Below are 11,004 nucleotides of genomic sequence, written 5' to 3'. Positions count from 1 at the left end.
TGAACAACCTGCAACTTAAAGGCAAGGCTATAATCGCGCTGACTGCGCCGATCGCTTTGTTTTTTTCTTTCTTTCATATAAGTCAACTTGGGTGTCAACTTATTTCAGGACGGGACACTCTAAACAAAAAAGCCTTCCCAAATTTGGGAAGGCTTTAGAATATCTGATGGTTACAATTATTTTGTAACGTACATTACCTCTTTAACTGCTTTAATTACACGCTCGGGGTTTGGCAGGTATTCCTGTATCAGGGTTGGTGCATAAGGCAATGGCACATCGCCGCCCATGATGCGCAGGATAGGTGCATCCAAATAATCAAACGCGTCTTTCTGTACTTTGAAGGCAATTTCTGTAGCGATAGAGCCTAAAGGCCAGCTTTCTTCTACAATTACCAAACGGTTGGTTTTCTTAACCGATTCGATGATGCAAGGATAGTCGATAGGTCGTACGGTACGTAAGTCGATAACTTCTGCGTGGATACCTTCTTTTTCAAGCTCGGCAGCAGCAGCGTTAACTACTTTCATTATTTTACCAAAACCAACTAAGGTAACATCGCTGCCTTCTTTAGTTACAGCAGCCTTGCCTATTGGTGTATAGTAGGTTTCTTCGGGCACTTCGCCTTTATCGCCATACATCAATTCCGATTCCATAAAAATAACCGGATCGGGATCGATAATAGCAGATTTTAACAGGCCTTTTGCATCGGCAGGGTTTGATGGTACAACCACCTTTAAGCCCGGGCAGTTTGCGTACCAGTTCTCAAAGCACTGGCTGTGCTGCGAGCTTAGCATACCCGCGTTGCCTGTTGGGCCGCGGAATACGATAGGCACCGAAAACTGGCCACCGCTCATGCTCATGATCTTGGCTGCGCCGTTAATGATCTGGTCGATAGCAACCAGCGAGAAGTTAAACGTCATGAACTCGATAATAGGTTTTAAACCATTCATGGCCGAACCTATGCCTATACCGGCAAAACCTAATTCAGAGATGGGCGTATCTATTACGCGTTTAGCGCCAAATTCGTCCAACATACCCTGGCTTACTTTGTAGGCACCGTTATATTCGGCAACCTCTTCACCCATCAGGTATATATTTTCGTCCTTGCGCATTTCTTCCTGCATGGCTTCTCTAAGCGCTTCTCTGAATTGTATTTCTCTCATTATTGTATAAAATGAAGTTTTTTGCGATGGCAAATATAATCAAAATGTGGAAAATGCAATTAGGCACATTGCACACTTATTGTTTATATATTATTTGTTACATTGCCGTAACCAAACCGGTCATAAATGAAGTTCCCATCAGTAAAAAACCTGTTCCAAAGCGCGGGCCGTACCGTAGAACGTTTCCCGTTCGAATCGTTGTTCGCACTTGCAGGAACCATTGCCGCAACCGTAAAAATAGAACTCACTTACACCAGCCGGGTACAGGAAAACTGGAGCCTGCGGACTATTTTAGTTGCCAATTTGGGCTTGCTGCTTAGTTTATCGGCAACTTTGTTTACAGAGAGCAAAACTATAACCGGCAGCAAAAAACTTTTAATAAGGGCCGTTGCGGCTATAGTTGCTTTACTGCTTTTATTTGTGATAAACCCCGGCGAGCACGAGGCAGATTACATTAGGTTTGTGCTGTTCAGCCTTTCGCTGCATTTAGCGGTGGCTTATGCCGCTTTTACCGATAAGGGACATATACAAGGTTTCTGGCAGTTTAATAAAACACTTTTCTTACGGTTTTTAACAGGTGCCTTATATGGAATTGTGTTGTTTGCGGGCCTTGCGGCGGCAATTGGCGCCATGAATTTCCTGTTCAACTTTAAATTCGAATGGGATACCTTCTCTATACTTTTCACCTGGATAGCGGGCATATTTAGCACCCTGTTCTTCCTGTCGGGCGTGCCTGATGATTTTGTAGGCCTGGATACCGACGATAGTTATCCTAAAGGTTTAAAGGTTTTTACGCAATATGTGCTTATACCGCTGGCTACTGTTTATGTGGTTATCTTACTGGCATACGAAGTAAAAATACTGGTGCAGTGGCAGCTGCCTAAAGGCCTCGTATCTAATTTAATATTAGGCTATGCGGTATTTGGCATTTTATCTCTTTTGCTGGTTTACCCTATCCGCGAAAAGGAGGAGAATAAATGGCTTAAAACTTATACCCGCTATTTTTATTTTTTCCTCATCCCCTTGCTGGCACTATTATTTGCAGCGGCAGGCACGCGTGTTTTCAGGTACGGAATAACAGAGATGCGCTACTTTTTATTAATGCTGGCCGTTTGGTTGCTGTTTATCAATTTGTATTTCCTCATTGCGAAAAAACAGAGCATTAAACTTATCCCTATATCCTTATCCCTGTTTATACTGCTATCGGTGTATGGCCCGCAAAGCGCGTTTTCCGTAGCCATGTACTCCCAGCGAAGGATCCTCGTAGAAACCTTTAAAAAGCATAACGCATTTAAAGATGGCAAGTTAATGGCAATTGACAGCACAAAGATAAGCCGGAAGGATGGCAGCAAAATAGTTGCCGACTTAAGCTATCTTATTTATAAGCATGGCCTACAGTCGTTGCAACCTTATTTTAACCAGGACCTGGATAAAGTGAGCGATTCGCTGGCTATACACAAGGATAAGTTAGATGCAATGGATAATACCAATTATGGTGTGCGGTATGCGAAGCTGGAGTGGACAAAAAAACAACTTGGGCTAAACAAGTTTTCAGAATATTATAACGGCGAGGACGAACCATACAACCCGGACCCGTTAAAAATTCACAGTTATGCGAGGGACAACACAAAGGTTACCGTGATAAAAGGGTTCGATTATATTATCAATGAGAACAGGGTATATAGCGATACTTCTAAGTTTAAAATTGACGGAATTGAATGCAAGCAGTCGGTTTCTGATCAGGCCCTGTATTCACTACAAATAGGCAATACTACGGCATATTTCAACGTACATAAGGTGGCAGAAAAGATTTTGAAAATAAAAGAGCTTAAAACCACACCTGATCCAAACAGGCCTGTTGTATTATCAGATAGCCTGCTAACATTGACACAAGAGATAAAGGGCTACACAGTAATATTAAAAATCAATCAGTTAAATTTCAGCACCAATAACCGTGATTTTGATATAGATTATATCGACGCCAATTATCTTGTTAAAAAGCAGTAGTGCCGATACCTGAAAACTTTAGTATTAGCGCCGGATCGGGGATGTTGTTCAACAAAGTATCCTTTTCAGAAAACTTGCCTACGCCGGGGTAATCGCCTTTGGCATCGTCAATATCCAGCATCAGCTGAAAATGCAGGTGCGGCGGCCAGTGTCCATTTTCATCGGCCCTGCCCAGGGTGGCTATCTGCTGGGTGGGTGCTATTGGCTGCCCTGTTGCCAATCCTTTCAAACTTGAGCGGCTTAAATGCCCATACAAGCTATACAGAATGCCCCCATCCAAAGTATGCTGTAAAATAATGGTTGGCCCGTAATCGCCGAAATTATCGTTATCGCGGAAGCTATGCACAATGCCTGCTAATGGCGAATAAACCGGTGTGCCTGCATCGCCCCAGATATCAACACCTAAATGCAGGCGGCGGGGTTCGTCTTCTGTATCAAAATGCGCGCTGCGGGCATAAATGGTACGATGCTCCATATAACCGCCAATAGCATAACGGCAATTGCTTCCCGCAAGTTTTTTGTTAATGTAAATAGTGAAAGCTTCGGTATCAGCAACCATATCCGGGTCCAACTCTGTGTTGGCGGCGGTTAGATCAAGCGCGAACAACCTGTCGTTAGCTGCATCAAAATCCACAACTTTACCAACAACGCCCCGGTATTTGGCCAGGCATGCCGCTAATTTTTCGGTAGCGCCCATTGGGTTTAGCTTTCGTCGGTAGTGTCGGGCTGGCGCTCTTCCTTGCTTATCTTGTCGAAAATTTTATCCATCCGTTCCACGTATTCGCTGGTATCATCAACAAAAAATTCCAGTTGCGGTATAACGCGTACCTGGTCTTTTATGCGGGCGCCCAATTTATAGCGGATCTCTGATGCATGCAGTTTTATAGCTGCCAGGGCGTGCTGGTTGTCGGTTCCGTTAAAAAAGCTAAGAAATATGCGGGCGATGGCCAGATCGGGCGTAACACGTACTTTGGTGATGGTTACTAAAGTATTGGGCAGGTAGTTCATGCCCTCGCGTTGAAATATGGCGGCCAGGTCCTGTTGGATTACCCCGGCAAATTTTTGCTGACGTTTTGATTCCATGATGATTGATAACGCCGTTTAGGCTAATGAGTTTGAATTAATATGTATATATCGGCAAAAAGATAAAGCTAATAAATTTGACCGCTGATTTTTAATGATTTAATTATTTTTAACATTGGCACTCAAGAGGGAAATTCAAAAACCACTCTCCATTCACCACTTCCTACAAATCCTGCTTTATCTCATCCAGTCCCTTTACGCTTAGCCTTGCGCTAATCCCCGATGCGATAACCGCTATAACGCCAACGGTAACAAAAACAAGCAAAAAATCGCTTGCCTTAAACGCCACCGGGTAGGCATCTAATACGGATAGCTTTGCCCCCATTTTTACAAAGTTGAACTGTAGCTGAAGCAGACATACAATGGTGCCAAGTACAACACCCGTAACACAACCAATAGCGGATATCATCATCCCCTCAAAAAAGAAGATGCCCTGTATCAACCCTCTATGGGCACCCAGGCTGGTTAAAATGGCGATATCTTTTCGCTTATCGATCACCAGCATAGTGAGCGAGCCGATGATGTTGAAGATAGCGATAATAAGCACAAAGGTGAGGATCATAAATATCGACCAGCGCTCGTAATTGATGGTTTTATAGAGCTCGGTGTTTTGCTCCTTCCGGTTTTTTACGATGAAGTTATCGCCTATTTTTTCCTGGATCTCGTCCTGCACGTCGTCCACATTAGTGCCGGGTTTAAAATTTATTTCTACCGATGACACGTTCCTGGGCTCATCCAGCAATTCGCGCGTAAACTCTATCGGGGTTACCATCAGGTTATCAAAGTCCTGCTGGATACCAAATACGCCGGAGGGAAGGATAGTACGGAAAATAAAATCGTTCATCGGGTTGGTAGCGTTCCCGGATGTACGCCTTGGCGAATAGATCTGCAGTGGCGTAAACTGGTCTTTTAAACTTACTCCCAGGCTGCTTTGGATAGTGGTACCGATCACTGCAAACTGGTAGCCGCTATCCTTTAGTGTAAACGATCCGTATTGGATAGTACTATCCAGGTCCTTGTTCTTCAAAAAATCGTCGCTTACCCCTTTTATAGATGCGATAAAGGGTTTATCCCCATACTTTATCAGCACTTTGTCCTGCAACACATAGGTGTATGAAAATATACGCCCGTCTTTGCTTAAATGCGTTAAATAAGAAGTATTAGGGTCGAACGTTTTGCCCAGGCGGGGCTCAATTTTTATTTCGGGTGTAAAATCACTGTACATGGACAGGATCACCTTCTCGAACCCGTTAAATACCGAGAGGATAATAATAAGCGCTGCGCTGCCTACCAACACCCCAAGCATAGATATGCCCGATATGATATTGATAGCGTGCGTCTGTTTCTTGCTGAACAGGTACCGTTTGGCTATGTAAATGGACGTGTTCAAATCTTATAAATAAGGATTGTGTTGTTTCTCGTAGCCGATAGTTGTTTCGGGGCCGTGGCCGGGATATACGGTACAATCATCGGGCAGCAGAAAAAGTTTTTCTTCGATATTTTTTATCAGCTGACTGTAGTTTCCACCCGGCAGGTCCGTACGGCCAATGCTGTTACGGAAAAGCACGTCGCCACCTATCAAAATATTAGCATCCTTGTCATAAAAACACAAGTGCGCCGGCGAATGGCCGGGGGCGAATATCAATTGCAATTGGGTATTGCCAAAGCTTATCGTTCCTTCTTCAGGCAAAAATTCATCCGGCAAAGGTGAAGCATCATACCTGAAACCCATAGCCGGGGCATAAGCAACTACCGCCGCTAACGTTTCCGATTCGCCTTCATGAAATTGGGGTTTCAAGCCATACTGGTCGAACACAAAGCGATTGCCCAACACATGGTCTACATGGCAATGGGTGTTTAGCAGCAAAACGGGTTTTAATCCGTTTTCTTTTATAAAGCCGACGACGGTGTTTTGCTCCGCGGCGGTATACATGCCGGGATCGATGATCACGCACTCCTTGCTATCGTCGAATAAAATGTAGGTATTCTCCTGGTAAGGGTTATTTACAAAGGATTGAACTTTTGCCATGGCGCAAAGCTACTTTTTTAAGGTGAAAGGTCAGAGGTAAAAGGTTAAAGGTTTTGCAAGCGGTTTAGGTTACGTGTGCAAATAACCTTTTACACTTTACCTTTCTCCTTTTACCTCCACTTATTTCTTCCACTTAAACGTTTTTATCATTACATCCACATCCTTCTTCAAAAAGTTCAAAACAGGTTGTATCGAATCTAAACGGGGTTCCGAATTAAAATATAAAGCGCCGCGCAGGTAGTGTTTAGTACTATCCGTCAGGAAAAATTGTGCCGACGAGGCGGCATTCCCATCGATGGTATAATAAATGCCGTATACGTTTCTTTCGGGGTAGGCAATTGCCGCTTCGTCTATTGATGTGGCTTTTACGGTGTGCTTAAAGCTTAGCTTGTGCGCATCTTCTACCAGTTCGTTAAATTCTTTTGGCGAGGTTACCGGCTGATAGCTTAAATGTAGTGTTGCGTTAAACTGCGGGAACTGGATATTTTGCCAGCAGGGCTTTGCCCCGCGCGATCTATCGGGTTCTATGGTGCCGTACTGGGGGTAATCAAAAGTAAAAGGGCATCCTTCGGTATATGCCTGGTATTTTTTTTCGGGGTAAATGATACGGAAATAGCCCCGTGGCTTTGGCGAGTAATCGGGCGCGCCGCCACAGGAAGCGATCAATAAAACAGCTATAAAAAGGGCCGGGTATTTCATTTTATTAATCATTTGAGTTCCAAATCTCCCATGCTTTTTCGGCTTGTAGCACCAGCATCTCGTAACCATTTTTGGTGGTTGCACGGCGCTCATCTCCTTTTTGTAAAAACAGGGTGAGTGGGGGGTTGTACACCAGGTCGAACAGAAGGTGATCGCTGGTGATGGCATCGTACGGTATGGGCGGGCATTCGTCCACATTTGGATAGGTGCCTATAGGTGTTGTATTAATAATGAGTTTGTACTCTTTAATATGCTTTTCCGTGAGGTCCGTAAACAAAATATTGCCTTTCCCGGGTTTTCGGGTAACAGATACGTGGTCTATCCCCTTGTTTTCGAGCACACATTTTACGGCCTTTGCCGCGCCGCCATCGCCTAATATCAAAGCTTTATCATGGTGGCTGCTCAGCAACGGACTTAACGATCCCTCAAAACCATATATATCGGTATTGTATCCTTCCAGCCTAAAATCGTGCCCCTTTATGCCCAACTCACCCGAAAATGCTGCAGATACCGGGCTTTCTGATATTACTTTTATACAGTTTACCGCGCCGGCATTTTTGGCATCGTGCTCTATCCAGTCCAGGTGCTTCATTACATTTACCTTGTGGGGGATGGTCACATTCAAACCGCACAGGTTTGGGTTCTTGTGCAACAATGCAGGTAATTCGTCAATATTTTCCAGGGGGTACAGGTCATAAGCCGCGTCCGTTATCTTTTCGGCAATAAATTTTTCTGTAAAGTATTTTTTAGAGAAAGAGTGCGAAAGCGGAAAGCCGATAAGCCCGTAATTTTTCATTTTTTGGCGGAAATAAACAGGATAAATTGATAACGGTAATATTAGCAACAAAGCGCGAAGATTTATAATTTTTTATCTCCCCGCTTCAGGATACCTGCAGCAGCGCCATATACAGGCGGTCAATTTCAATTGGTTTACGCAGGAAACCTGTGAAGTAATTTTTATAGTCCTCGTTGCTTTCGGCGGTAATATCGGCTGTTAGCGCAAAAACCGGGGTGGCTTTATTCAGGCTTCCGTTCAGGCGGATCTGCTCAGTTGCATCAAAGCCATTCATGCCGGGCATGTGGATATCCATCAAAATAAAATCGAAGGTTTTTAGCTGTGCTTTTTCTACCGCTTCCATCCCGTTTATAGCATGCTCTGATTCGATACCCCAATTGGCCAGCAACTTGCGGGCAACCATAGCGTTGATCATGTTATCCTCTGCTAGCAAAACGGTTTTACCTTTTAGCCCTTCAACAGATAGGGGGGCCACCCTGCCGGGTATGTTGGCCGGTTTTAGTTCGATATCAAAGGTGAATTCGGAGCCAGCTCCAATTTTACTTCTTACGGTTACATTGCTGCCATAAAGCCCGGTAAGCTTTTTTACGATGGCCAGGCCAAGCCCCGAGCCTCCATGCTTGCGTGTGGTAATAGCTTTTGGCTGCGAAAAGCTTTCGAATATTTCTTCAAAATACTCCTCGGGTATACCTGTTCCGGTATCTACTACACTAAACCGGATGTTGTCCATCTGCTCGTTAACGGCTATTTTCCGAAGACTTAAAACAACCTTGCCGTTATCCGTATATTTCACAGCGTTGCTGATAAGGTTACCCAAGATCTGCGACAGCTTGGTTTCGTCAAGCTCGTAGCAATCAGCCAACGCGGGGTCTTTACTCAGCAAAAGTTCCACCCCTTTTTTATGGGCAAGGCTGCTATAGGTTTTAATTACACTTTCCAGCAGGTCCTGGAGCAGGCAGGCACGGTTTTGCAACTCTACCTTACCCGAATCGAGTTTTGTAAAATCTAAAATATCATTTATTACCAGCAGCAGGTTGTTTGATGCCGACTTTAGCGCCTCCATCAGCTCCTCATCATACGCAGATTTGGCGGTTATCATGCCAGAGATGGTAGTAACCGCGTTTAGCGGCGTACGTATCTCGTGGCTCATGGTTGATAAAAACTCCTGCTTCATCCGGGCAGATTGCTCGGCGCGCTTTTGCTTTTCTTCGTTGGCCTCCCGCTCTTTCTGTAGTTTTGCTTCCTTCTCCAGCGATTCCATTTTGGTGATGAGCTCGTAATTCTCAATCACTTTAAGGGTTTGGGTATTAATAACGGCTTCCTTCTGATGCAGGTAAAGTTCCAGATATTCTAATGATTTCACCGTGTCGTTCTCCATTTTACTTACCTGGTAAAGCAGGTAATTGCATTTAAAGCGTATAATGGCTATAGTATACCGGTTGCAAAAATCGAGGCACTTTTGCAGGATGGCCTTGGCTTTATCTAACCGCCCCATGGCAATATATAGTTCGCCCATTTTTTGGTAGGCCATCCCAAGCCCCAGCTTTTCGCCGGCGTTTACATGGATCTCTATGGCGTTTTTATAATCGTTCTCGGCCTCCTGCAGCCGACCGGTAAACGCGTAAACCTTTCCACGCCCGTATAAAGCAAAAGCCAGCCCCCGTATATCGCCCGTTTTTGATTTTATGGCGATAGATTCCTGGATAATACGCAGGGCCTTTTCTACCTTACCCTGGTTAAGGTAAATGCCCGAGAGCGGATTGTACGCGTTTGATACCAAGTTAAGGTCTTTTACCCGGCGGGCGGCTTCTATGGCCGATTCGTAAGAACGTACGGCGTTTTTAGGGTCGCCAAAGTATTCGTATATGGTGCCCAATGATTTTAAGGTACGCGCCTGGTTGTGGTGATCCTGGTACTTGCGGTATATTTTAAGGCAATCAAAAAGGCAGATGAGCCCTAAATGGTAATTATCTGTTTTATAATAAACGCCTGCTATGCTGTATTTGGCATCAGCAATGCCCCGGTCGTCCTGCAGTTCTTCAAAATAGCGAATGGCTTCCTTGGCCATATTTACCGAGCGCTTATGGGCTCCCTGTATCATATAAAATAACGAAAGCTGGTTCAGGCTTTTACCTATAAGCGGCTTTTCGGCCCATTTCCGGCTCAGCATAAGGGCTTCGGTGGCCAGCTTTACGCTGTATTTTAAATTGTGGACACGGTTGCTGTATGCATCATCCAGCAATTGGTTGATGGTGCCGTATTCCGTAGTGTCTGCAGCCTCCATTATCCGTTTTTATACAATACTAATATACTGAATATTAATTTACAAACCCACCGGTGTTTAAACACAGCAGCGATAGATAAGTTGCTGACTACCAAAAATAAAAAAGGCCATACCATTCATTAACGAACGGTATGGCCTTTTAAGTTGCTTCCGCTTAAATTATTTTATCGCTTCAAATTTCACTACCAGTTCCCAGCGTTTTTTATTTTCAACAAGTTTAAACATCGGGTCGGCGCTATCGTTAAACTCGCAACGGCGGATATTGGTAAAACCGGCATCGCGCAGCTCTTTCTCAGTCGATTCCCAATCCCAAAGCCAAAGATGCTCCAAGTAGCCAAAAAGGTGCTTGGTAACCGCCATAAAATTGCGGGGGCGTACTTCTACGCCCATCATCATGCGTTTAATAAGGGTGATGGATGCCTCAGGATCGTGCTTTACATCTTTATCATGGATGTAATCGCGCACCAATACTTCCAGATCGGGCATAATAATGCGAAAGATGCCTCCCGGCTTTAGCATTTTATATGTATTACGTAAGGCGATGCGGAAATGCTCGAATGACATATGCTCCAGCACATGCGAGCAGTAGGCCCCATCAACGGTGCCATCTTTAATGCCCGGCAGCCCTTCGGTTATGTCGCCATAGCTTACATTGCCATCAAATACCTGGCCCAGGCTCTTTCTCATTAAAAACCCCAAAACCGGCGTTTTTTGAATACGTAATGTTGGCGATACATCGAAATTCCTCCACTCGGGAGGGGCGGCCTGGCCGCAGCCATAATGCACGTATATTTTTTCTTCTATGGGCATTTTTAAAGATGGATATGCTGTAAATTGATATTAAAAAGCAAAACTATTTGCCGTTTTAAATATAATTGATTTTGATAAATAAAGCAGAAAATTTAAATGTTATTGTAGTGTGTACACTTGCAGGTTGTGAGTAATT

At 44.3% G+C, this 11,004-nt stretch carries 10 protein-coding genes; 1 reads left to right on the top strand and 9 read right to left on the bottom strand.

Going from position 1 to position 11,004, the window contains the following annotated elements:
* Positions 1 to 176 precede the first annotated feature (176 nt).
* A complete protein-coding gene (locus IDJ77_RS27135; protein WP_191192141.1) occupies positions 177 to 1,160 on the bottom strand; it encodes a pyruvate dehydrogenase complex E1 component subunit beta in 984 nt (327 codons plus the stop codon).
* A 126-nt stretch (positions 1,161 to 1,286) separates the two neighbouring features.
* On the opposite strand from IDJ77_RS27135, the gene IDJ77_RS27130 reads away from it, so the two are divergent.
* A complete protein-coding gene (locus tag IDJ77_RS27130; protein ID WP_191192140.1) occupies positions 1,287 to 3,167 on the top strand; it encodes a DUF4153 domain-containing protein in 1,881 nt (626 codons plus the stop codon).
* On the opposite strand, the gene IDJ77_RS27125 is transcribed toward IDJ77_RS27130, so the two are convergent.
* The 8 genes from IDJ77_RS27125 to IDJ77_RS27090 all read right to left on the bottom strand — a co-directional run bounded on the left by IDJ77_RS27125 (position 3,154) and on the right by IDJ77_RS27090 (position 10,868).
* Entirely contained in the window at positions 3,154 to 3,864 is a 711-nt protein-coding gene (locus IDJ77_RS27125) for a peptidoglycan DD-metalloendopeptidase family protein (protein ID WP_191192139.1), read from the bottom strand. The two genes, IDJ77_RS27130 and IDJ77_RS27125, sit on opposite strands and share 14 nt — an antisense overlap.
* 5 nt (positions 3,865 to 3,869) lie before the next feature.
* Positions 3,870 to 4,250, bottom strand: a complete 381-nt coding sequence (gene rbfA, locus IDJ77_RS27120; RefSeq protein ID WP_191192138.1) for a 30S ribosome-binding factor RbfA — start codon at positions 4,248 to 4,250, stop codon at positions 3,870 to 3,872.
* 163 nt (positions 4,251 to 4,413) lie between these two features.
* On the bottom strand, positions 4,414 to 5,640 hold the full coding sequence (locus IDJ77_RS27115; RefSeq protein ID WP_191192137.1) for an FtsX-like permease family protein: 1,227 nt from the start codon (positions 5,638 to 5,640) through the stop codon (positions 4,414 to 4,416).
* A gap of 3 nt (positions 5,641 to 5,643) precedes the next feature.
* Positions 5,644 to 6,279, bottom strand: coding sequence for an MBL fold metallo-hydrolase (locus IDJ77_RS27110; RefSeq protein ID WP_191192136.1), 636 nt, complete (start codon positions 6,277 to 6,279; stop codon positions 5,644 to 5,646).
* A gap of 120 nt (positions 6,280 to 6,399) precedes the next feature.
* A complete protein-coding gene (gene gldD, locus IDJ77_RS27105; RefSeq protein ID WP_191192135.1) occupies positions 6,400 to 6,978 on the bottom strand; it encodes a gliding motility lipoprotein GldD in 579 nt (192 codons plus the stop codon).
* Positions 6,979 to 6,982: 4 nt separating this feature from the next.
* The gene (locus tag IDJ77_RS27100) at positions 6,983 to 7,774 is read right to left on the bottom strand and encodes a shikimate dehydrogenase family protein (protein ID WP_191192134.1); all 792 of its coding nucleotides are present in this window, start codon (positions 7,772 to 7,774) and stop codon (positions 6,983 to 6,985) included.
* An 85-nt stretch (positions 7,775 to 7,859) separates the two neighbouring features.
* Positions 7,860 to 10,058: a tetratricopeptide repeat-containing hybrid sensor histidine kinase/response regulator gene (locus IDJ77_RS27095; RefSeq protein ID WP_191192133.1), complete on the bottom strand. Its 2,199-nt coding sequence runs from the start codon at positions 10,056 to 10,058 to the stop codon at positions 7,860 to 7,862.
* Positions 10,059 to 10,217: 159 nt separating this feature from the next.
* Positions 10,218 to 10,868: a class I SAM-dependent methyltransferase gene (locus tag IDJ77_RS27090; protein ID WP_224751262.1), complete on the bottom strand. Its 651-nt coding sequence runs from the start codon at positions 10,866 to 10,868 to the stop codon at positions 10,218 to 10,220.
* Positions 10,869 to 11,004: the final 136 nt, after the last annotated feature.

Source organism: Mucilaginibacter pankratovii (assembly GCF_014773265.1).
Classification (GTDB): domain Bacteria; phylum Bacteroidota; class Bacteroidia; order Sphingobacteriales; family Sphingobacteriaceae; genus Mucilaginibacter; species Mucilaginibacter pankratovii.
This window is presented reverse-complemented; position numbering and strand designations above follow the sequence as displayed.

Bases quoted from the DNA above. Each gene is read 5' to 3' on its own strand.
- IDJ77_RS27135 (WP_191192141.1), bottom strand. From the start codon at position 1,160: ATGAGAGAAATACAATTCAGAGAAGCGCTTAGAGAAGCCATGCAGGAA.
- IDJ77_RS27130 (WP_191192140.1), top strand. From the start codon at position 1,287: ATGAAGTTCCCATCAGTAAAAAACCTGTTCCAAAGCGCGGGCCGTACC.
- IDJ77_RS27125 (WP_191192139.1), bottom strand. From the start codon at position 3,864: ATGGGCGCTACCGAAAAATTAGCGGCATGCCTGGCCAAATACCGGGGC.
- rbfA (WP_191192138.1), bottom strand. From the start codon at position 4,250: ATGGAATCAAAACGTCAGCAAAAATTTGCCGGGGTAATCCAACAGGAC.
- IDJ77_RS27110 (WP_191192136.1), bottom strand. From the start codon at position 6,279: ATGGCAAAAGTTCAATCCTTTGTAAATAACCCTTACCAGGAGAATACC.
- gldD (WP_191192135.1), bottom strand. From the start codon at position 6,978: ATGAAATACCCGGCCCTTTTTATAGCTGTTTTATTGATCGCTTCCTGT.
- IDJ77_RS27100 (WP_191192134.1), bottom strand. From the start codon at position 7,774: ATGAAAAATTACGGGCTTATCGGCTTTCCGCTTTCGCACTCTTTCTCT.
- IDJ77_RS27095 (WP_191192133.1), bottom strand. From the start codon at position 10,058: ATGGAGGCTGCAGACACTACGGAATACGGCACCATCAACCAATTGCTG.
- IDJ77_RS27090 (WP_224751262.1), bottom strand. From the start codon at position 10,868: ATGCCCATAGAAGAAAAAATATACGTGCATTATGGCTGCGGCCAGGCC.